We start from the raw sequence: 21,628 nt of genomic DNA, 5'->3' as shown, positions 1-21,628 counted from the left end.
CAAAAGGCAGCTGATTTCACCAATGTGAAATCAGCTGCCTAAGTAAGTTTCAAAATATTAACTTTGATTGGTAATCAATCTCACCTAACTAATAAACCAATAGATTAGATTTTCGATAGATCGCACATTGATTACTAGTTATTAGCTGGAACATCTTGCAATGACCAGTTAATCTCACCAGAATAGCTACCTGCTACCGGTTGCTTAGTACCTGGAATTTCAAGGAACAACCCCGTGTCCTTATCGTTCCAGTCTTGATTAATCTTAACCGTATCATCATCTGATGTCGTTGTGTGATCCATAATCACAGTTTCTTCGTTTGTCAATGGTTGTGTGTTGCCATCATTCCTGAACATGACGTCATTATTCAATGTGTATGCACCATCAGATGAAGTTAACTGCTTTGACATACTTGCCGTCACACGCCAGCTGCTACCTGTTCCACGTGTATCTGAAACAGTCATTTCACCAGTCGTGTTTTCAGTTGCCGCAAATTTCTTGTTACCGCTCTTCAGACCGTGTGATCCGAAGTCGATCTTCGTAAATTTACCGGCCCATGCTAAGTCACCAGCAATCGTGTACGTTGGTGCAGCCTTCAAATCAGCGTCATGTACCGTTGTGTCAGTAACAGGATTCGTATTACCGCTGTCATCTGTTGCAAGGACTTGCACCATGTCATCCTTTGCCAAACCTTCAATAACCCCTAATGAGAAGTTACCATCAGCATCAGCTGTGGCTGTGTTTGGAGCATCGACCCACGTTTGACCCCCATCATGACTAACCTTAGCCGTAACAGTCGCACCGGCGTCTGTCTTACCAGACACGTTTGCACTGGCCGTGGCACTACTAGTTAATGACACTGGTGTCGGTGGCGTCTTGTCAGTAACATCCGCTGTAACCTTATCCTCGTAATCACCAAACTTACCGTAGAAGCTCAACAACTGACCACCATTAAGCGTTGCCTTTTGGAAGTAATCATTTGATAACGTTACAAATCCATCGGCATCTGACTGCTTTGAGAACGTTTGACCCAATGAGTCGTTACCAGTCAACGTCACTTGGTCCTTGATGGCCCAGACGTCGTGGTAAGTCAACAAACCAGTGTCTGGATCAGGCTTACCTGAAACCGGCAATTGCCCCATTGAAACACGTGCACGTACGGTCTTATCAGTGTCCCAAATCAAACCGTTTTGGGTATCTGAATCAAGCATCGTCGTGTTAGTTGTATCAGCTTCCTTAGACCATGGTTGTACATAGATTTTCAACGGTTGGTTCAATCCTGAAATACGCGCCGTTGAGTTGTTCTTGTACGCCGTTTGCAAACCACTATCAGATGAAACGACACCATCCGCTGGTGTATAAGTGAATGATGCCACCTTTTCAAATGCTGATGACGCTGCGTCAGTCGTCGTATTCAAACCATTATTCCAAAGTGTCACGTTACTATCAGTAATACTGAATTTTCCACGCGTGACATTGACCGCGGCATTGTTACCCGTTCCTTGATTGTTGATATCAAAGCCTTTCGGATTCGTCAACGTTAGGTATTGATTGGCATTTCCACCCGTCATGGCAATTAGTGGCACGCCACTAGATTGACTACCCATGACATACAAACTTCCTTGAGACTTGACTGCAATTCCTTGATCACCAGTACCAGTGGTATTTGAGTAATCAATAACATTTGCTGCCCCATTGGGTGTGTTTGATGAAACCGACATTGTTGCGTTTAAATCGACAATATAGTGTCCGTTGTAACCATATTGTGCATTCTGAAACCAGTTAATTCCAGCTGTTCCGCCGTTCAAATTAAACGTTGCACCTGGTTGCACATGAACTTCACCAAATCTCAGATAGATTGGCGAATATTGGTTAGCAGTGTGGTAATTAACCAATGACACAACTGCATCGTTACCAATCGTAATGTGACCATCTCCAGCCGTTGACGTCATGTACCAAACAGACACGGGTCCTGCACCGTTTGCTGACGCCTCACCATTATTATTTGAACTGGCGTTTGACACGCCGTAATAATGCGTTCCGTCAGCAATTTCAATGTCTTGAGCGCCAACAAAATTCTCATAGTTAGTGCGAATATCAACTGTGCCACTCAAGCGAACCTTGGCACCACCAACCGTGGCGAAACGCTGTCCACCATTAAACGTTTGCTTGTAAGTCAAATTAGACATCTTCACCGTCCATTGACTCGCTTGCTTATCTTCTCCGTTATAGATGAACCCGTTAACCCCCTCACCTTGTGTTGCCACCATGTCGATGTCGTGAACGTTCAAGACCGGTGATTGATCGGTTGCTGAACTCGCGGGATTTCTGAAACTCAGCGAGTGCGAAGCATCAGAACCTGCCGAAAACGTAATTTTGTGACCGTTTCCATCAATTTCTATGCCGGCTGTACGTGTTTGCGTACTTGTAGCCGTTGTTTCAAAATCTTGAGACAATGTAATTTTTGTTGTGTCCGGATTATTCCAAGCCGTTACAAAATCAGGCCAGCTACTAACAGTGACCTCATCAGCATTCGCATGCCCCTGAGACATAACCAAGACACCAAACACTACCCCAAGTAATACCAAAAATTTTTTCATAATATTACCTTTCGAAAAAACTGCTTGCGCAAGCGCATTAGATATAACTAACGCAAAGCACAAGCAGTTATCATCGTTAACTACGCATTTCTTTTATCTCGAAATGATTGATATGATACATATCCTACGCCGATCAATCCAGCTAGACCGAACATAGTCAAGTACCAATCTTCGCTTCTGTCAACGCCTGTGTTTGGTAGGGTCGTATTTGCAGTATGATTATGAGTACCTGTTTCAACCGCTATATCATCACTTGGCTTAACATAACTGTGTGATGATGATCCACCGTCATTCTGAACTTCACCAGTCGTCGTACCAGAATCATCATCCGGCACCACTTGTTGGCTTGGCTCATCAGGGTTAACAACAAAGGAAACTGTACCGTCCGTATCATAAGAACCACCGTCCGCACTTGCAGACGTTAGGCCAGTACCAGCAAACAACAAGGTTGTCGCACTGACGGTCAAAAACCATTTAGTTCGTTTCATTGTTACTGTTCCTCTTTTTCTGCCATAACCAGTAGGCCAGAATCAACAGCAAGATAATTAGACCAACAATTCCTGCAATCAGCCACCAATTAATTTTAACGATATCAACATCAGTCTTATTCAGTTTTTCGGCTTGCTTTGAAACAATCGTAAAGTTTTGCTTAAAATGCCACTTGTCACCGTGTGACGTCATTGTTAAATCAAGCGTGTACTTACCAGGCTTAAGTTCATCACCGCCTAGATAGAATGGTACATCGTAAACACTATTTGGCGCAATCTGTTTACCAGAATTTGCCTTGTCAGCATTTACATTCAACTTATAAAGTTTCTTACTGCTATTACGCTTAGTAATATAACCATCAATTGCGACGTTATTGATATACGTTGGGGTGGTATTGTGGACCGAAGCAACAATCGCAGTGCGATAGTTAAGTTGCTCGGCAGTCACGCCATTTAACTTCAAGTTAGGTGAAACTTTGTCAGTATTATTGCGCAGCGTCACCCCAACCGTGTACGCATATTGGTTCACGATATTAGTTTGACCACTACTCTTCTTCTGCTTCAGGTTCGTCTGCTTGAATGTAATCCCACCTGCCATCACACCCTTAAAATTCTGATTAGGCATTTTAATAGTAATTGGCACTTGAATTGATGAGTGTGCTGGAATCGTTTGACTATCAGGCACATTCACCGCTTTAACAATATCATTGGTATACGACTTATCCAGTTTAGACTTCAAGTCTTTATCACTTGTGCTAGAATACTGCACGACACCGGCAGTATTGGTTGTTGCGCGCGTCATAGCTATAGCCACGACAACATCTTTGTCAGTATCGTTCTTCAATGTCACACTGACCGTCTGCGATTGCCCCGGATTAAGTTCTAAATCAAAATAGCTATGATTCTTATCTACTTGGTTATCCGGAAGGTTAGGGATTACGGCGAAATTAATTTCATTAGCCGAGACGGCCGCCGGAGCGGTACCGGACATCACGAGACCAAACATCGCCACCAAAAACAGGAAAAACTTCTTCATTAACCCATTTACTCTCACTACCTAAGCCTCCCTTATTCTACTCAACGTATGTGAATGGGCTTAGTTGGCTGAGTTAGCTGGCGTGTCAGTCAACGTCCAAGTCAAGTTTGTTGAGTACTTTGCATCAGCAATCTTGTTTGACGTTCCTGGTACGAACAATGAAACACTCTTGTCAACTGTACGATCTGAACCGTCATTTGCCGTTCCAGTCTCGCTTGCCAAGTTAGCGGTGTCACCCATACGAGTTACCCAAGTACCTTGACCAGCGTCTTTAGCAGCTGACATAACAGTTTGTGCACCTTCACCAGGAACCAACGTGATGTTTTGTCCAGCCAAAGCTGCACCTGCTTCAGAATCCTTTTGAGTTGCAGCGTTCAAGTCAGCCATACTGATTTGAGCACCCTTCAAGTCTGATGATCCATTGTTCAATTGCTTGTCTTGTTGAACAGTCAACGTCCAACCTGCACCAGTTCCGCGGTTATCCGTAACTTGGGCAAACAAAGCAGTATCAGCTGGTGAACCATCCTTGTATGATTGTGCCTTAGCGTAGTACGTTTGGTCAGCTGAAGAAATCTTTTGCTTACCAAAATCGAAAGATGAAACATAATCAATTGACAAAGGTCCCTCAGTTCCCTTGCCACCATCTTCATTACCATCAGGCCCAACTGGGGTCGTTGGGTTTGATGGGTCAACGTTGTCCGGATCAACTGGACTAGTCGTGTCAGTTGAAGGCGTAAAGGTAACACCCGCGTCAGTTGTGTATGAACCGCCGTCAGCATGAGCAACTGTAGGTACTGCAACACCTAGCCCAACAGCTGCCAATCCCAATACTGCAGTAGACTTCAAAATAGAACTAATCATCATTAGATCTCCTCTAAAAATATTTTTAGATATATCTCCTATATCCATCTTGTATTATACTAATTGCCAAATGACAATTCAACTTTAGTTTAAGGTAAAAATATAATAAACAGCTTGCTTTCGCCAATTGAAAATGTCCTTTGAACTGAACCTGAAAATCGGAGTGAAGTTCAAACGGCTAACTGCTCGAAAAGGTTTCGGCGTTCTGCCATTATGCCTAATCCCCAGCGAACTTCCGTGACGGCAGTGAGAGACCCTTCTGCCTTCTGATATGGACGATCCGTCGTTAATCGACCTTTAACATGATTTGATGATATGTGGCCAACAGTTCCGGCGTAAGAATTGTACTTCCGTGTCAGACGGTTGAAGGCAGTACAGAGAAGCAAGTTCAGCTTCATAATTTTCAACACAACCTTATGGTTGGTACTAAAGCCTCGATTACGAAGTTCTTGTGTGACATGACGATAACCATAGTTTTATCGGCACGAATTCATCGATTAACTCACGTGAGTTCTCCTTCTTCGTTTGTCAGGTTTTAGACGACCGGACTCTAAAAGCACGTACCCACTTCCATATTAAAGCAGGAGTACGCAAGTGGAACGTCTTTACAGTTAATTAGTAGAGAATCGCGGTGTTCTGATTGTCATTTTGTAACCTTGATTTTAAAGGAGTGGGTTGGGGTTGTCTTGCTTCGACTTAGATTATTCAGACCTTCAATTTCACGCATCTTAATTTTGTTTAGCCAGTTAAGAATAATGGACTCACCTGTGCTTCCAAACTTCTTCCGGATCTGCTTAGGCGGCACGCCTTGCAGATACATGCTAACTGCTTCAAGTTGTACTTCTTTTGAAAACATAACCAAACCCCGAAAGTTACTTTAACTTTCGGGGTTCAGTTCACTTTTTAAAGTTATTGACTCTACTTATAGATAAAAGTGGTCAGTGGTCGCTGCTTATTTAGTTTTTTATTGACACGATTAGCGCAAACCTTTATTACTGTTATGAATAGTTATCAGACTATTATGTTAAATTAAAAACAATCTACTTTTTATCAAAATCCAAGTTTTTTCCAATTTCGTAACAAAGATCCTGTCTGATGTATTGGTAAACTTGCCCTTGATCAACTTACATAACAATTTCTTATAAACGACAACAGATAGATGGACACTGCGCCTAGAGACTGTATCAGAAAGAAAATTTATGAATTTTCTTTCTGATAAATATTTCTTTCTAGCTTTATCCGCCAAAAATAATAAGAGCTCACGAACATTATCGTCCGGTACAGGTACCATTAGGTCTTTAATATTCACGTCATATTTTTGCATTAAGTCGATAGGGATATAAGCTTTCCCATTCATAGCGTCTTCATAGATATCTCTGAGTATATTGGTCATTTGTAGGGCAATACCCGTATCTATAATATCGGATTTGGCACTTTTATATGCATCCTGATCTAATATACTAACAATTATGCATCCGACAGTACCTGCCACTTGATAACAGTATCTTTCTAAATCAACCTCGCTTTTGATTTTCTGTCCATTAAGATCGTTCAACTGACCAGTAATCATATCCTCCATCAATGTTGCGTCGATAGAATGTTTCTTAAAAATATAGGCGACTTGTTCAGATATATTTGAATTTTTGTTAAGAACAATTCTGTCCCTGACTATTGCTGATCGCCAATCATCAACTAACCTGTTAAACTTGCTTACGTCAAATTTATCGGCGGAGTCATCTAATTGCCTTAAAAAGTTATACAAAACAAAAATGCTAAGTGACGTTTCTCTAGGTAGTTGTGAAAAAGCAAAATGAAATGATGATGATTCCTTTCGAATAACCTGTTCGCTTTTCAGAAATAGTTCAACCGAGTCAAAATAATTGTTAAATTGGGTATGCATGTTACAAATCCTTGATGACTTCATTGGCAGTTAATTGTCCACTGGTGATAACGATTGGTACACCCGCACCAGGGTGTACACTAGCCCCCGCAAAGTAGAGGTTCTGTATCGTGCTATGCTTGTTGTGCGGTCTAAAATAGTTACTCTGAAACAAAGTTGGTTTTAATCCAAATGTTGCCCCAAAAAGACTATTATATCTATGCTTAAAGGTTTCCGGGGTAAAAGCTCTCTCATATACAATGTGATCTTTTAAGTCAGTCATTCCCAACTCATTTTCCATTATCTCTAACACATTAGCTTTCAGATGGTCTGCTTTAGCTGTTTCCCAAGATTTGTACCTTTCAAATTTGATACTGGAATGAGCACATAAATCGCTGACTGGTCACTTGGCGCAAACGAATTGTCTATAGTACTAGGGTTATAAATATAAAATGAGGGGTCATCTGGGAAGATTCCATTCTCAATAGCCTGTACGTTCCCTTCAAAATCTTCAGACATACGGATTGTATGCAAGCCTAGCTCTGAGAAATTTTTGTTTACACCCAAGTATAAAATATAACAAGACATTGAATAGTCTAGTTGTTTTATCCTCTTTTTTGTATACTTGCCTAATCGTTTCTCTGGAATATTAATTAAATTTTCTACGGTATAAGGAAAATCAGAATTTGCTACGACAGCTTGAGATTCATGGAACCCCGCCGTAGTTTGAACTCCAATTGCACTATTATCTGTGTCCACAACGATTTCGGTTACCTCAGTATCATATCTTATTACACCACCTAATTCTAAAAATCGTTTCTCTAAAGCTGCAGCATACTGGAACATTCCACCCTGAATGAACCAGACACCAGACGTAAGCTCAATCATTGGAATGATGTTGTAGATAGATGGTCCATTAAAAGGTGAAATGCCAATGTACAGAGTCTGAAAGGCCAATAAGTTACGCAACTGTGGGTTTTTAATGTGTTTACTGAGAGCTTCGAACGAACTAGAAAATGTTTTTAACTTATACGCTTGAATCAGCGTTTTAAAATTATAGAAATCTTTAGGGCCTCTGAAACTTTTATAGATAAAGTTGTCTTTTGCATTTCTATATTTACTATATATATCCGCTAAATAGTTTAAAAACCCCTCCATTTCATATTCACCCTGTGACTCAAAAATACTCGCTAGGTCAACTAAATCACTAGACAAAGCAGTCCGAACACCATCAATGTATACATCCATAAATGGATTAACTCGCTGTAATTTAAAGTAGTCCTTATAGTCAACTCCCGTATCTTTGAACGGATTTTGATATATTTCAGGCATCATTACAATTGTTGGTCCTGTGTCAAACTTGAACCCATTTTCTTCAATAATATCCATTTTGCCACCCGGGCGTGAATTTTTCTCAAAAACTTCCACCTGATACCCATAGTTTTGCAAATAAATTGCTGCTGTTAATCCACCTATTCCGGCTCCAACTACTGAAACTTTTTTCATTCCCATAACCTCATACATATATTTTTAAGTTCCTGTGAAACATAAGCAAGATTATTAATCTATATTCCACTTCATCCGCTAGCTTATCTTCTAGGAAAACATGATATTGGCTTACTTTGATGCGTTTAAGCTTTATGCCAATACTTACTCTGTAAAATCCTTTCTTCACCAACCATAAACACTACACTATGTTGAATAACTGTCATGCACTTTCAGTCTACAAGTGCAAAGAACCCAAAGCTTTTTCAACCTGCTTTAAGAAAGAACAATACAACTAAAATTTCCTTTTGCCAATGAATATAACTAAACATATAATAACCATAAACACTGCTATTTTTTCATTCATTTGTTTCTTATGTGCTGCAGCTGTGTTTGGCAACGCAATTCTATTTTGATCTTTTTTTAAAAAGATCGATGTTGTGTTGGAGTAATTAATATCTTGAATTTTAGAGGATGATTCACTGTTACTGACGTAAACATAACTAATTATTTGCGTTTTACCTATGAACTTACCGGTCACTTGACCCCTTATTTCCTTAAGTGTATAGCCAGGAAGTGTTTTTTGCTCCGTTGTATATTCCTCATCAATATTTCCTGACTTAACTGTATCCTCCGCTAGCTTATTTCCCTCTGTGTCTACGTATTGTACTGTAACTGATCCACCAGCGACCTGATTCTTACTATAAACATAGGTTACATCTTGCGGTTGATCTGCAAACTTACCACTCGCTTGACCCCCTTATTTCCTTAAGTGTATAGCCAGGAAGTGTTTTTTGCTCCGTTGTATATTCCTCATCAATATTTCCTGACTTAACTGTATCCTCCGCTAGTTTATTTCCCTCTGTATCTACGTATTGTACTGTAACCGGCTTACCAACAGTAATTGTATTTTCTTGCCAAACATACGTATCTTCAGGAAGATTTGGATTGGATCCGAATATATCAGTAGTATCTACTACGATGCTTCCGGCAGGGTTTGAAATAGTCCCATCACCGACATTTACCCATTTCCCCGTGTATTGTTTAGATTCAGGTATACCTGGAAATTTACCTTTATCGTACAGGTTTAAAGATTTGTCCACTGTAACTCTAGATAATTTCGCATCGTCCTTAAACGCACTGAAGTAATTATAGCTAAATTTAACACTTCTTAAGTCTAAATACTCTAAATTTACGCATCCTTCAAACATTCCACCATTTTGTAGTGTTTTGGCGTTTTGCCCAGCTCTAGAAAAACTTAAATCCAGACTTTCTAGACTTTTGTTGTTTTTCCACATATCAGCAGCCCCCACTACATTTGACATATCAAAATTCTCCATTTTATCGAACTCTGTCACATTAATAAAGTCCTTAAACAAATAATTTGACCTAGCTCCAGCAATTACCTTCCCCTCAAAGACTACCCGCTTAATTAAAGGAGCCCAGTTGTTCCACGGCGAACTAGTGTCTGTATACGCAAATTCTCCTGCTCCGATGTGTAAAACCCCTGAACTATCTAGTTCCCAAAGCGATGTGCCAAATATTCCGGAAGCAACATTTTCTGAAGTAGAATCAAAGTTATTAATCGATTTGTTGTTAGTGTTGTTTACATTACTCACAGTACTAGTATCTATTTTTCGCATAGTTTGAGGAGACATACTGTCCCCAAATACTTTTGTTGGTAGAATTAATTCTGAGACAATTATCGGAACAACAATGAGTTTCCTGTAATTTGCCATAAGTATATCTCTCCCTATCAGATTAAAAAATCTTAAAATCATATGTATATGTTGTCTGGTTTCATGAATTCGATTCTGAATTACCTGACATTTTAAAATTCAAGTCAAAAAAGACATAAACATATTGTTCAAATATCTGTCATTTAATAAGTGACAGTCTTTGAACAGTATATTAGCACAGACAATCGTATTAATAGATTAATCTCTTAAGAATTACTATACTGTAACACTCTCCTTAACATTATTCAAATATATTGATTTCCCTTCCTGTTCCTTATCTGATTCTCATTAAAAATGAGAATATTTAAATAACTAAAGCGTGCTAACTTTACCTGAATAGATCACAGAAATCAGTACCGGCAGAATAACTGACAATTAAATGGAACCTATGTGTCCCCCAGAAACGTAAGCGCCGGCTACTTCATGTTAATTAATATTTATTATCATCAATGTTAAATCTGTATCTGCTACTTTGCGCCACTAAAAAAGCCTAGTGAACTTAACCCCAAAAGTTGGAGTGAAGTTTAAGCGACTATGTGGTCGGAAAGATTTCGGTATTGAACCGGAGTTTTTCCGACCAGTTTTGTTTTAACCGCTTGTTGTTGTAGTAATAGACATAGTTAGTTATGGCGGACTTTAATTCGTCATAACTTTGATAGTGGTTGTTATGTACCTTTCCTACCTTCAAGATGTGGGAGATACTCTCAGCCATTGCGTTATCTAGGCATGTCGCTTTGCAACTCATGCTTTGGAAAACACGGTTAGTCTTTAACCGTGATACATACTCATAATTTTGACACTGGAAACCTTAGTCAGAGTGAATTGTCATTCGATATTTCAATTCTGGCCTATTTTGTAGAAGCTCATCTAACGGCTTTGTGACAACTCGACAGTTGGATGAAAATCGATATTCCAAGTGAGAATCTCACCACTATAAAAGTCAATATAGGCAGTGCAAGGCAGCCGATTCATCTTCATGATCTTCAGCACAACCTTGTGGTTGGTGTTGAAGCCACGATTATGGAGCTCCTGCGTGACACGACGATAACCATAATCTGGGGTGTCAATACGAATTGATGTAATCGCATCGACCAACTCACGTGGATACTCCTTGTATAAACGTTTTCACAAATCGTGATAGCTGCTACTAGACAGCTCAGCCACTTGAAGAAGTAGCTTCAACTTGCACTTCAATTCTTGCCTTAGCAAAGTGATAACTACCGCTTTGTCTTAGTTTGTACTCTCTTCTTTTCCTGTGCTAATGCCTCGAGTTTTTCCAGATACGCCACCTTAATGCGAAGCAGCTCATTCTCTTCTTCTAACTTCTTAATTTTGTCTTGTTCTTGCTTGTTCATGGTTCGTTTCCGCCTTCGTTTATCAGGTTTTAGACGAACAGAATCGAAAGCACGTTCCCACTGCCATATCAGAGAAGGGTTCCGTATACGAAATTTCTTCGCTGCCCGAGGAAGAGAAGCGTGGTGTTCTAATCGCCATCTTATAACCTTGATTTTAAAGGAGTACGCATATTTTGTCCTTTTTCGATGCACGGGGCTCTGATGTCAAGACTTCTGACCTGTTTTTCGAGCTCGTTAGGTATCGTACCCCCGAAAATTTTTCAAAATGGCCTGATTTTGTAAAGATTTCGGGTCATTTTTACGGGGCCAAGGGTTTGTCCCTGTGTCTGCCGGAGACTCTGTAATTACGGTGGTCTAGTTTGGATTTTGTTAAATTTCACAAGTCTGAGGGTATAGCAAATAAGCACTGGTCAGAGTGATTTTTGGACTTCACAAAGTCAGTGCTTGTAAACGCCGGTGTATAGGCAAATTTGTATAATCGCGTTTATGTCATCTACAAATTGGTCTAGGCGGCATCACGGAGTGATATACGATTGTTGTTACACCAGTTGACGTACCATCCAACAGCGGCTTGCACATCAGCGATACTCTCGAAATCCTGTTGGTAGATCAGCTCCCTCTTGAGTAACGAGTGAAAACTTTCGATGCGGGCATTATCGTAAGGGTGCCCTTTACGGGAGTAAGAGTGCCTAATACCTATGGACTCCAGTGTATTTTCAAACAATTCGCTGGTATACTGGCTTCCCATATCGCTATGCACATACAGTGGTTTTTCACCTCGTCTTAGCGCCTTAACGATTACTGAGGTTGCTAGTTGAGCTGTCATTGTATCTGCGATTCGATACGACAGCACCTTACGGTCTTCCGGATCATATGCACTAGCCATGTAAACCCATGTCTTATCGGTCAACTGGATATACGTAATGTCAGTTGTCATTACGCCACTTAGGTCATCCAGATTGATAATGAGATTTGGCATCTGATCTTTGTCATTGACTGTTGTAGGCTTGTTATATCGCTTTTGCATACGCGATTTCAAGCCAGCTTCACTCATCAATTGCCATACAAAGCGGTCGCTGATTGCTAGTTTGAATAGGTTTCGCATGGTTTTAGCAATTCGTCGATAACCATAAATGCCTTTATTGGCTGTGTAAATTGATTCGACGGCAATTCTCAAGTTGTTGTGTTGTATTTCTTGTGCGCTCGGCTCCCAATGGAGCCAGTCAGAGTAAGTGGACATTGGAATTTTCAAAGCACTCAGAACGCGTGTGATGCGGTGTCCCTGTACCAAATTTTTGTGGATAATTGGCAAAACAACACTTCTACCGCGCAAAACTAATGTTTTGCCAGCAACACCGCCGCACGTTTTAAAATTTCATTTTCCTCTTTCAAGATTGCGAGTTCTTTGCGCAACTTTTTCAACTCATCGGCTGAGACAGATTCACCGTTGACCTCCACAGGTGAGTAATTTTTAATCCAGTTCCGAATTGAATCGGCTGAAGGACTGTACTCCTTCGATAATTCATCGGGCCGACGGCCCGCTTTAACCATCTCAACAATGGACTTTTTAAAGTCCTCTTCATAACGTGTAACCATAAATAAACATGCTCCTATGATGATATTCTACCAAACTAGAAAAAGTAGTCCGGAATCCCATCATAAGAGCATAACCGCATGGTGTATGGATTCCGTAGTTTCAAAAACTTACGTCTACGTATTATCGTCCCATGCAAGAATAGTTTCTACTCAATTAACTATATGCAAAAAAGGAGCTGATTTCAAAAATGTCAAATCAGCTACCTAAGAAAGGCTTAAACTATAAATTTTTACCAAAGCATTTTAGTAAGATCCGAGAACCGTAACTGTGTACGTATCATCCTTACCGTCAGACGTCACGTATGCTTGCATACCCGTTGATGCTTCAATGCTAATTTGAACTGGCACCCCGTTTGGTAAGTAGCTTGGTGCAAGTTGGGCGATGTAGTTTGCAAAGCTTTGGATTTCAGTGGCAGAATAGAATTGCGTTGAAACCTTCACATTCAAGCCATGCAACGTGCCATCTGTGTAGGCCGCTTGACCAGTAACAGACGACAAGTTAGGGAAGAATCCTTGTACCTTGTCCACAAAGTTTGTGAAGCTCGTATTCAATGAACTTGCAACTGACTTTGCTGACGTCGTCCCTTCTTGCATTGGCAATACAACAGTTTGGTTGTTCAAATCAGTCCATGATCCCAATGAATCACCTGACTTTGATACATTCCAACTGTAGAAACTACCACCAGCCAAAGAATCATCCTTAGCTTGGGCATACATGGCCACATAAATTGGCACATCAACAGGAATATCCTTCATTGCACGGTAACGCTTAACAACTTCAGCAGCCATTTCCTTACCATGAGCAATGCGGTCAGCCTTATCAATATCTTGCGTAAAGCTAGGCCCATCTTTTTCCTTTTGATAAACGTCTTGGGTGTTCATTCCCATACCGATGACGATACCAGCCAACTTCAGGTTATCACCGTCTTGCGTCATGAAGTCTTGTTCTTCAATTGTTTGCAAGTAGATTGGTGCACGTGAATCGTCAGTCTTACCATTATCCTCAGGATTTAGTCCTGTTGGATTATCGCCCGCCTTGCGATTCAACCAATCTATAGCCGTTTTCGTAGACAAATATTGACCTTCTTGGAACACGTACTTAGACGTACTGAAATGATCCTTAGAAAAGTCAAGCAACCCATCTTCAAAACCAACCAGGTTAAAGGTGTTACCGGCATTCTGTTGGGCCGTCAAACCGCGGGTCTTGCTCGTCAAATACTTACCGTCCTTGATGACAGTCTTGTAAACTGAGTCGTCAGCTTTTCCAGTAACCTGAACACCCTTCTTTGATGAAGATGAGCTCGTTGTCTTCGTCGTACCAGAATTATTAACTGATGACGAATTCTTTGAGAAAAAGTTACCAAAGAAGACCAATGCTACAGCCAAAACTGCCACAACAACTAGTGCAGCAATCCATTTAAGTGCACGCATCATGAAAAACTCCTCTTACCCACTCGACACTACATCGAGCGGTTTCGTTTTTGATTATTATTTACTTTCCATACTATCACGCAATTGTGATTCTGACCAAATCTCTATGCCAAGTTCTTGGGCTTTTGTTAACTTTGAACCTGCATCTGCACCGGCAATCAGCAAATCAGTCTTCTTAGAAACCGATCCACTCACCGTTGCACCTTGCGCTTCAAGCCATGCAGTCGCATCTGAACGACTAAACAGCTCAAGCTTTCCAGTCAAAACCACACGCTTACCAGAAAAGACCGTGTCAGTTGCAACTTCAACCGCTTGCGTATAACGCGTGTTAACGCCAAGTGATTCGAAATCACGAACCAACTCTTGGGCGTGATCTGTATCGAAGTATTGCGCAATACTGTGGCCAATAATCAATCCCATGCCTGGCAATTCAGAAATTTCTTCGGCCGTTGCATGAGCAATGGCATCCAACGTGACAAATTTAGCCGCAATCGTCTTCGCAGCCTTCGCACCAACGTTACGGATACCAAGCCCGAACAACAGGCGCTCAACTGAATTAGCCTTTGAATTTTCAATGGCCGTTAGTAACTTGTTTGCCGATACTTCACCAAACTTGTCCAGCGTAAGCAATTGTTCAAACGTCAAACGATACAAATCAGACACTTGATCAACCATCTTCTTATCAAGCAACTGTGCCACAATCTTTGGTCCAAGGCCATCGATGTTCATGGCATCACGTGATGCAAAGTGCGTCAATGATTCTTGTACTTGTGCCGGGCAGAATGGGTTAATGCAACGAAGGGCAACTTCACCATCAACGTGTACTAATTCCTGACCACAGGCCGGGCAACCCAACGGCATACTGTATTCAATTAAATCCGCCGGACGTTGCTTCAAAATCACTTGACCAATCTCTGGAATAATATCCCCAGCCTTGTGCAACGTCACCGTATCACCGATACGAATGCCCTTTGCTTCAAGGTATGTTGGATTGTGTAGAGAGGCGCGTGAAACCGTCGTGCCGGCCAATTGAACTGGGTCCATCACCGCAGTTGGCGTGACCGCCCCAGTACGTCCAACCGTCCATTCAATATCACGAACAACCGTCAACGCTTCTTCTGGTGGGAACTTATAGGCAATGGCCCATCGTGGCACCTTCACCGTGTTCCCAAGTTCTTCATGGTAAGCCAAGTTATTAACCTTAACGACAATACCATCGATACCATAAGCCAAGTCATCACGTGTCGCTGTTTGATTCGTAATGTAAGCTTCAACATCCGCTTCTGAACTCACCACCGCATTGGTTGGATTGGTTGGCAAACCAAGTTCTGCCATGCGAGCTAACAGATCAGCTTGCGTCGTAACACCCAAAACATTTTCAGCATCAACCGCAAAATACAAGAATGCATCTAGCTGACGTTGCTTTGTGATTTTGGCATCCAACTGGCGCAATGAACCAGCTGCCGCATTACGTGGGTTTGCAAACGTTGGCAAACCGTCACGCTCGCGTTCCTCGTTCAACGTCACAAAGGCAGCCTTAGGCATGTACACTTCACCACGGACTTCAACGGTCAGTGGTTCGTTCAACTTCTTAGGGATACGCTTGATTTGTCGGACGTTAGCGGTCACATCTTCACCGATGCTACCATCCCCACGTGTTGACGCTTGCACAAGTGACCCATTTTCATAGACCAAACTGATGGCCAAACCATCAATCTTTAATTCCGCATTGTATGCCAACGGTTCGTGGAATGACTTTTGTGTCGTAGCCATCCAGTCTGCCAACTCTTCAAATGAAAAGACGTCACCCAGTGACAACATTGGTACCGGGTGGGCAACCTTTGGCAAATCTGACTTCACTTCACGCCCACCAACTTGTTGCGTGATGGAATCAGCCGTCACCAACGCCGGGAAAGCAGCTTCCAAAGCTTCTAGTCGGTTATAAGCAACGTCATAAACTGAATCTTCAACTGACGGTGCATCGTTCTCATAATATTCACGTGCCCATTGCTTCAAATCAGCTTGCAAAGCAGCAATCTCAGTCGCCGCGTCTTCTTGTGAAAGATCTTTAATATCCGTATTAATATCTGCCATTCAACAGTCCCTCTTTGTTAATTGACTTTTTGGATTGGTGCAAAGGCAGCCAGCAAACGCTTGATACCTTGATCTGGGAACGCAATGTCCAATTCTTGGTCTTCACCAGTTCCTGACACCTTCACAACGTGACCAACACCCCACTTCTTGTGACTAACCGCATCCCCAATTGTCCAAGCAGCCTTATCAGCGCCAGTTCCTGGGTTGTTAGTTGTCATGGAAGATGTTGTGCGAGTTGGCGTTGACGCCACTGATGATTGGCGTTGACGACCAGCAAACGTCGTTGCCGTCGCTTGTTGTGTGCGACGGGCAAATGGCAAAGCACCATCACGATTGGCAGTTGTTGACAACGTTTGACCAGCTGGTTGTTGAATCAACTCTGGACTAATCTCATCAATAAAACGTGATGGGATATTACTTGTCGTTCGTCCGTATAGCAAACGTGAATAAGCATTCGTAATGAACAACTTTTGCTTAGCACGCGTGATACCAACATAAGCCAAACGACGTTCTTCTTCTAGTTGGGCGTCATCAGCCGCAGCACGAGACAATGGGAACAAGTTTTCTTCCATACCAACCAAGAAGACGACTGGGAATTCCAATCCCTTGGCAGCGTGCAACGTCATCAACGTCACTTGGTTGTCTGCATCTTCATCGACACTATCCAAATCAGAAACCAACGCCAATTCACCAAGGAAGTCCACGTACTTTGAGACGCTTTCTTCGGTTGGCTCGTACTTTTTGTCGAATTCTTCCGTTACTGACAGGAATTCGGCCAAGTTTTCTAGACGGCCTTGGTTTTCTGGGGTTGGGGATGCCTTAAATTGCTCCTCATAACCAGAACGTTCCAAAATTTGACGCGTCAAGTCGGTGATACTCAAGTCAAACGTCATTTGTTGACGAAGTGAGCTAATCAAATCAGCAAATTGCGTCAATTGGTTAGCTGCACGGGCCGTCAAACCTGGAATCATGACCGCATTTTGGGCAGCATCCAATAATGGCCAGTTTTGTTGCAAGGCAAATGAACGCAAACGTTCGATTGATGTATTACCAATACCTCGCTTTGGCTCATTGACGACACGCAAGAAGCTTTCATTATCAGCCGGATTCGTCACCAAAGCTAAGTAGGCCAACACATCACGGATTTCCTTACGCTCATAAAACTTCGATCCGCCGACCATCGTATAAGGGATGTTCGCCTTCACCAAAGCTTCTTCAATTCCACGTGATTGCGCATTCGTACGGTAAAGGACGGCAAAATCACGGTAATTGCGCTCATCATTTTTAACACCATCACGGATTTGGGCAATGACATACAAGGCTTCATCCTTGTCAGATTGACCACGGTAATAGGTAATCTTTTCACCCATTCCGTTGTCCGTCCAAAGATTCTTCGCGATTCGCTCGTTATTGTGTTCAATAACTGCATTCGCCGCATCCAAGATAGTTTGCGTTGAACGGTAGTTTTGTTCCAACATAACCGTCTTCGCATCTGGATAATCCTTGGTGAAGTTCATGATGATTTGCATGTTCGCACCACGCCAACCATAGATAGACTGGTCTGAGTCACCAACTACGGCCAAGTTACGGTGCTTAGCTGACAACAACGTGACCAATTCGTATTGCGCATCGTTGGTGTCCTGATACTCATCGACGTGCACGTACAAGAACTTTTCTTGGTAGAATTCCAAAACTTCTTGTTCTTGGTGCAACAATTCAATCGTCAACATGATCAAGTCATCAAAGTCCACTGATTGTGCCAACGCCAATTGGTGTTGATACTCCTTGTACGCCTTCGCAACAATCTCTTCAAATGGGCCATTAGCCAATTCTTCGTACTTCTCAGGCTTTTCCATCGCGTTTTTTGCGTTTGAAATAGCCCCAAGCACTGAACGTGGATCATACTTTTCGATATCCACGTTCATATCCTTCAAAATACGCTTAATCAATGTACGTTGCGCACCGGCATCAATAATTGAAAAGTCCTTCTTGTAACCCAACTTATCAATATCGCGACGCAAAATACGCACTGCCAACGCGTGGAACGTTGAGACCCAAACGGCATCCGCATCTTCAGCATCAACTAGTTGACCAATACGTTCCTTCATCTCACGGGCAGCCTTATTCGTAAATGTGATGGCCAAAATACGCCATGGCATCACATTCAAATCTTTAATCAAGTGGGCGACACGATGCGTCAAAACACGTGTTTTACCAGATCCGGCACCAGCCATAATTAGCAACGGACCTTCCGTTGTCATAACCGCTTCTGCCTGTTTGTCGTTCATGCCATCAAGTAGTGAACTCATGTGTTTGCCCCTTTCAATCTTTAAAAATTAGCGGATCTTCTTTCCCCAGTATTGGTACAAATCAACCTTCAATGCACCGTTGTACAACTTACGCTTCTTAGTAGCCTTAGCACCGAAAGCTTCTTCAAAGCCTTCATCTGACGTCAAAATGTACTTTGACCACGTTGGCATGTTGTTGTAGATGTGACCCATCTCACTGTATAGTTGGCGAGCAGCATCCTCGTCACCCAAACGTTCTCCGTATGGTGGGTTAGCAACCAACACACCATTAATCTTGTCAGTTGACCAATCCTTAGCAGCCAATTGCTTAAAGGTGATGTCATCACCAACACCAGCAGCTTCAGCGTTTGCGTTCGCGATTTCAATCATGTTTTCGTCGATATCGAATCCTTCAATATCCAACTCAACATCAAAGTCAATCATTTGACGTGCTTGAGCCTTCAACGTTTCACCAATCTTTTTGTCGAACCAGTCCCATTGCGTAATATCGAACTCACGGTTCAATCCTGGTGCAATGTTGCGACCAATCAACGCAGCCTCAATAGCGATAGTTCCTGAACCAGTTGTTGGATCAACAAATGGATTGTCGGTAAACCAGTGAGCCAAGTTAACCAACGCAGCAGCCATCGTTTCCTTTAGTGGCGCACCACCCTTTTCAGTACGGTAACCACGCTTAAACAATGAATCACCTGTCGTATCCAGCGTAATCATGACGTGATCCTTATCAACGGCCGTTTCCAAAACAAAACGGTTTCCTGTTTCTGGCAAGTAGCCACGCGCGTGATAGGCATCCGTCAAACGGTTAACAATCGCCTTCTTCGTGATTGCTTGTACAGTTGGTACAGAGTGCAAAATAGAGTTCTTTGAGCGCCCGTTTACTGGGAACTCAGCGTCATATGGCAACAAGTCTTCCCATGGGAATGCCTTCGTCTTCTCGAACAATTGGTCGAAAGTCTTGGCATCAAATTCAGTCACCACAATTTTGACACGATCAGCTACACGCAACCACAAGTTAGTGCGGTAAATATCTTCAACCGTTCCTTGGAAGAAAACGCGTCCATTTTCAGTTTGGGTTGCATAACCCATGTCCTTCAACTCACGAGCAACAAGGGCTTCAAGTCCTGCTCCCATGGTGGCCATCAATTTAAATGTTTGCATAATTGTCACCTTTTTTCTTATTTATGTATCCCAGTTTCCTGGGTTTAAGTGCAAAAAGAAAGCCGACGCCACAAGGACGTCGGCTGCCTGATGCATCAGCTATAAGCCATGTTTTGTACCGAATATTGATTGGCGGTCAATACCCGGTGGCAATCATCTATCTCAGACATTTCTGCCTCCCCGACCATCACTTCAATTTGTTAGGTCAAGCGCCCCTACCAAAGTTTGGGTTGCCCGCTCGAGGGGTTTACCGCGTTCCACCCGTCGCATTTCTTTGACGGTTCGTCACTGTGGCACTTTAACAACTACTCAACCATAGTTACCCGTAGGTCTTTCGTTGGCCGTCAACCGACAAGTCGGCTGCCTAGCCTTATTTTTTCAGCTAGCACGAACACTACTGACATCGCAGTCAGTGCGAGCATGGACTTTCCTCATACGGCATAAGCCATACGCAATTACCCGCTAATACATCGTATTTACTTATTATACACTTATTCAGCCGTTTGTGTAGCCTTTTCTTCAGCAACTGGTGTTGGCGCCTCTGAAGCCGTACCAAATACACGGCGTTCCAAGTTAGACAAACGCTTCAAAATATCCATGTTTGTGTTTGCCACTGGCGCTGGAGATGCCTTAGGCGCCGTTGCCACAGCTGATACTTGCTTCGTCAATTCAGCAACTTGCGCCTTCAACTTCTCGTTTTGTGTCGTCAATTCATCAATATTACTTTGGAACGCTTGATAATCTGACATGATTTCATCCAAGAAAGCATCGACATCCGTCATATCGTATCCAGTACCGATACGCGTCTTCTTAAATTCCTTCGTCAAAATTTCCTCGCGGTTGTGTAGCACGTTTTCCATCACTAGGACTCCTCCGTTTTGTTCGTATTATTAGTTTAACAGGTTTTAAACTCAGTTACAAAAGCACTTTATGTGAATTGTTTGTGTCCTAGTCTTCCCAAAGCGTTTCTTGGTACTCCGTTGCATAGTCTTGCAAACGGTCCAAATCCACCCGGCGCACCGGATAATCATGGTTTTCCGCAAAATCGTGAATGGCAACATCATCATATCGCGCCTTCGATTCAGTTGCTTCTTCATCGAAAAAAATAACAGCTTCATCAGTGTGCGTTAACATAAAGTTCTGGTAAGTCACCATTTGATTGCGTCCTGCAAAGTCACCTTGCGAAACAGCGCTTGTAAAATTGACTGATGACTTTAGCTGCGTCAATTTTTCGGCATTTGCTTCATTCCATTGGCTACCAAATTTGCTAAACGGCGTCATCAACGCAATCTGGAACTCAGGGTAAGCTTCGTCCCGCAATTCCAACGCAACTTCAATCGCCCATTGTTCAATGCCTAATTGGCCACCAGTGATCAACCAATCAGTACCATCTTGAATCGCGTTTTCCAAAATTTTACGCAATGCATACTTAATTACCATCAACTTTGGGTCTTTTGTCCCCATCACGCCCAACTCATAACTGCGGAACCCTGTAATCCAAATTCGATGCAATTCACCATCAACTGTCAACGTCATCACCTCTTTACGTATTACTTACATTATAGGAAAGTTTGTCAGAATAATTGTCATTTTGCTA

20 protein-coding genes, 1 other RNA gene and 2 pseudogenes are annotated in these 21,628 nt (G+C 42.2%); all 23 read right to left on the bottom strand.

All coding sequences use genetic code 11. The features are described 5' to 3' along the window. Nucleotides 1-134 precede the first annotated feature (134 nt). The gene (locus OIT45_RS10790; protein WP_264330364.1) at nucleotides 135-2,600 is read right to left on the bottom strand and encodes a pectate lyase-like adhesive domain-containing protein; all 2,466 of its coding nucleotides are present in this window, start codon (nucleotides 2,598-2,600) and stop codon (nucleotides 135-137) included. 80 nt (nucleotides 2,601-2,680) lie between these two features. Continuing rightward, the gene (locus OIT45_RS10785; protein WP_199404853.1) at nucleotides 2,681-3,088 is read right to left on the bottom strand and encodes a hypothetical protein; all 408 of its coding nucleotides are present in this window, start codon (nucleotides 3,086-3,088) and stop codon (nucleotides 2,681-2,683) included. Further along, on the bottom strand, nucleotides 3,075-4,124 hold the full coding sequence (locus tag OIT45_RS10780) for a DUF916 and DUF3324 domain-containing protein (RefSeq protein WP_199404852.1): 1,050 nt from the start codon (nucleotides 4,122-4,124) through the stop codon (nucleotides 3,075-3,077). Before OIT45_RS10780 ends, OIT45_RS10785 begins: the two co-directional genes overlap by 14 nt. 60 nt (nucleotides 4,125-4,184) lie before the next feature. After that, nucleotides 4,185-4,988 carry a WxL domain-containing protein gene (locus OIT45_RS10775; protein WP_264330365.1) on the bottom strand — a complete coding sequence of 268 codons (804 nt, stop codon included), beginning with the start codon at nucleotides 4,986-4,988 and terminating at the stop codon, nucleotides 4,185-4,187. 167 nt (nucleotides 4,989-5,155) lie between these two features. After that, nucleotides 5,156-5,449, bottom strand: a pseudogene (locus OIT45_RS10770) (hypothetical protein); the annotation flags it as partial. A 179-nt stretch (nucleotides 5,450-5,628) separates the two neighbouring features. Then, nucleotides 5,629-5,841 (bottom strand): helix-turn-helix domain-containing protein, encoded by a 213-nt coding sequence (locus tag OIT45_RS10765; RefSeq protein ID WP_199404850.1) that lies wholly within the window; start codon nucleotides 5,839-5,841, stop codon nucleotides 5,629-5,631. Between the two features lie 168 nt (nucleotides 5,842-6,009). Then, a complete protein-coding gene (locus tag OIT45_RS10760) occupies nucleotides 6,010-6,885 on the bottom strand; it encodes a phytoene/squalene synthase family protein (RefSeq protein WP_199404849.1) in 876 nt (291 codons plus the stop codon). Nucleotide 6,886: 1 nt separating this feature from the next. Beyond that, nucleotides 6,887-7,177 carry a phytoene desaturase family protein gene (locus OIT45_RS10755; RefSeq protein ID WP_264340073.1) on the bottom strand — a complete coding sequence of 97 codons (291 nt, stop codon included), beginning with the start codon at nucleotides 7,175-7,177 and terminating at the stop codon, nucleotides 6,887-6,889. A gap of 8 nt (nucleotides 7,178-7,185) precedes the next feature. Next, nucleotides 7,186-8,370: a phytoene desaturase family protein gene (locus OIT45_RS10750; RefSeq protein ID WP_264340072.1), complete on the bottom strand. Its 1,185-nt coding sequence runs from the start codon at nucleotides 8,368-8,370 to the stop codon at nucleotides 7,186-7,188. Between the two features lie 274 nt (nucleotides 8,371-8,644). Then, nucleotides 8,645-9,013, bottom strand: a pseudogene (locus OIT45_RS12645) (MucBP domain-containing protein); the annotation flags it as partial. Between the two features lie 76 nt (nucleotides 9,014-9,089). Further along, nucleotides 9,090-10,088 carry a MucBP domain-containing protein gene (locus tag OIT45_RS10745; protein WP_264340071.1) on the bottom strand — a complete coding sequence of 333 codons (999 nt, stop codon included), beginning with the start codon at nucleotides 10,086-10,088 and terminating at the stop codon, nucleotides 9,090-9,092. A 532-nt stretch (nucleotides 10,089-10,620) separates the two neighbouring features. Continuing rightward, the gene (locus OIT45_RS12640) at nucleotides 10,621-10,800 is read right to left on the bottom strand and encodes an IS3 family transposase (RefSeq protein WP_199404846.1); all 180 of its coding nucleotides are present in this window, start codon (nucleotides 10,798-10,800) and stop codon (nucleotides 10,621-10,623) included. 155 nt (nucleotides 10,801-10,955) lie between these two features. Then, on the bottom strand, nucleotides 10,956-11,183 hold the full coding sequence (locus OIT45_RS10740; protein ID WP_199404845.1) for an IS3 family transposase: 228 nt from the start codon (nucleotides 11,181-11,183) through the stop codon (nucleotides 10,956-10,958). A gap of 122 nt (nucleotides 11,184-11,305) precedes the next feature. Next, the gene (locus OIT45_RS10735) at nucleotides 11,306-11,443 is read right to left on the bottom strand and encodes a hypothetical protein (RefSeq protein ID WP_199404844.1); all 138 of its coding nucleotides are present in this window, start codon (nucleotides 11,441-11,443) and stop codon (nucleotides 11,306-11,308) included. Between the two features lie 505 nt (nucleotides 11,444-11,948). After that, complete coding sequence (locus OIT45_RS10730; protein ID WP_264330368.1) at nucleotides 11,949-12,776, bottom strand: IS3 family transposase; 828 nt, start codon at nucleotides 12,774-12,776, stop codon at nucleotides 11,949-11,951. Between the two features lie 2 nt (nucleotides 12,777-12,778). Further along, nucleotides 12,779-13,039, bottom strand: coding sequence for a transposase (locus OIT45_RS10725; RefSeq protein WP_199404204.1), 261 nt, complete (start codon nucleotides 13,037-13,039; stop codon nucleotides 12,779-12,781). Between the two features lie 243 nt (nucleotides 13,040-13,282). Next, entirely contained in the window at nucleotides 13,283-14,470 is a 1,188-nt protein-coding gene (locus OIT45_RS10720; protein WP_199404207.1) for a CamS family sex pheromone protein, read from the bottom strand. Between the two features lie 57 nt (nucleotides 14,471-14,527). Next, entirely contained in the window at nucleotides 14,528-16,564 is a 2,037-nt protein-coding gene (gene ligA / locus OIT45_RS10715; protein ID WP_264340070.1) for an NAD-dependent DNA ligase LigA, read from the bottom strand. A 17-nt stretch (nucleotides 16,565-16,581) separates the two neighbouring features. Next, nucleotides 16,582-18,873: a DNA helicase PcrA gene (pcrA, locus tag OIT45_RS10710; protein ID WP_199404202.1), complete on the bottom strand. Its 2,292-nt coding sequence runs from the start codon at nucleotides 18,871-18,873 to the stop codon at nucleotides 16,582-16,584. A 27-nt stretch (nucleotides 18,874-18,900) separates the two neighbouring features. Next, the gene (locus OIT45_RS10705; RefSeq protein WP_199404201.1) at nucleotides 18,901-20,031 is read right to left on the bottom strand and encodes a THUMP domain-containing class I SAM-dependent RNA methyltransferase; all 1,131 of its coding nucleotides are present in this window, start codon (nucleotides 20,029-20,031) and stop codon (nucleotides 18,901-18,903) included. Nucleotides 20,032-20,128: 97 nt separating this feature from the next. Beyond that, nucleotides 20,129-20,498, bottom strand: an RNA gene (rnpB, locus tag OIT45_RS10700) — RNase P RNA component class B. 24 nt (nucleotides 20,499-20,522) lie between these two features. Next, the gene (gpsB, locus tag OIT45_RS10695) at nucleotides 20,523-20,891 is read right to left on the bottom strand and encodes a cell division regulator GpsB (protein WP_199404200.1); all 369 of its coding nucleotides are present in this window, start codon (nucleotides 20,889-20,891) and stop codon (nucleotides 20,523-20,525) included. 88 nt (nucleotides 20,892-20,979) lie between these two features. Then, complete coding sequence (locus OIT45_RS10690) at nucleotides 20,980-21,543, bottom strand: SLOG family protein (RefSeq protein ID WP_039968696.1); 564 nt, start codon at nucleotides 21,541-21,543, stop codon at nucleotides 20,980-20,982. Nucleotides 21,544-21,628 lie beyond the last annotated feature (85 nt).

The organism is Weissella sp. LMG 11983, assembly GCF_025908495.1.
GTDB lineage: Bacteria > Bacillota > Bacilli > Lactobacillales > Lactobacillaceae > Weissella > Weissella fermenti.
The sequence above is the reverse complement of the archived record's forward strand: the minus strand, read 5'-3'. Positions and strand labels throughout refer to the sequence as shown.

Bases quoted from the DNA above. Each gene is read 5' to 3' on its own strand.
- OIT45_RS10790 (WP_264330364.1), bottom strand. From the start codon at position 2,600: ATGAAAAAATTTTTGGTATTACTTGGGGTAGTGTTTGGTGTCTTGGTT.
- OIT45_RS10785 (WP_199404853.1), bottom strand. From the start codon at position 3,088: ATGAAACGAACTAAATGGTTTTTGACCGTCAGTGCGACAACCTTGTTG.
- OIT45_RS10780 (WP_199404852.1), bottom strand. From the start codon at position 4,124: ATGAAGAAGTTTTTCCTGTTTTTGGTGGCGATGTTTGGTCTCGTGATG.
- OIT45_RS10775 (WP_264330365.1), bottom strand. From the start codon at position 4,988: ATGATGATTAGTTCTATTTTGAAGTCTACTGCAGTATTGGGATTGGCA.
- OIT45_RS10765 (WP_199404850.1), bottom strand. From the start codon at position 5,841: ATGTTTTCAAAAGAAGTACAACTTGAAGCAGTTAGCATGTATCTGCAA.
- OIT45_RS10760 (WP_199404849.1), bottom strand. From the start codon at position 6,885: ATGCATACCCAATTTAACAATTATTTTGACTCGGTTGAACTATTTCTG.
- OIT45_RS10750 (WP_264340072.1), bottom strand. From the start codon at position 8,370: ATGAAAAAAGTTTCAGTAGTTGGAGCCGGAATAGGTGGATTAACAGCA.
- OIT45_RS10745 (WP_264340071.1), bottom strand. From the start codon at position 10,088: ATGGCAAATTACAGGAAACTCATTGTTGTTCCGATAATTGTCTCAGAA.
- OIT45_RS12640 (WP_199404846.1), bottom strand. From the start codon at position 10,800: ATGGCTGAGAGTATCTCCCACATCTTGAAGGTAGGAAAGGTACATAAC.
- OIT45_RS10735 (WP_199404844.1), bottom strand. From the start codon at position 11,443: ATGAACAAGCAAGAACAAGACAAAATTAAGAAGTTAGAAGAAGAGAAT.
- OIT45_RS10725 (WP_199404204.1), bottom strand. From the start codon at position 13,039: ATGGTTACACGTTATGAAGAGGACTTTAAAAAGTCCATTGTTGAGATG.
- OIT45_RS10720 (WP_199404207.1), bottom strand. From the start codon at position 14,470: ATGCGTGCACTTAAATGGATTGCTGCACTAGTTGTTGTGGCAGTTTTG.
- ligA (WP_264340070.1), bottom strand. From the start codon at position 16,564: ATGGCAGATATTAATACGGATATTAAAGATCTTTCACAAGAAGACGCG.
- pcrA (WP_199404202.1), bottom strand. From the start codon at position 18,873: ATGAGTTCACTACTTGATGGCATGAACGACAAACAGGCAGAAGCGGTT.
- OIT45_RS10705 (WP_199404201.1), bottom strand. From the start codon at position 20,031: ATGCAAACATTTAAATTGATGGCCACCATGGGAGCAGGACTTGAAGCC.
- gpsB (WP_199404200.1), bottom strand. From the start codon at position 20,891: ATGGAAAACGTGCTACACAACCGCGAGGAAATTTTGACGAAGGAATTT.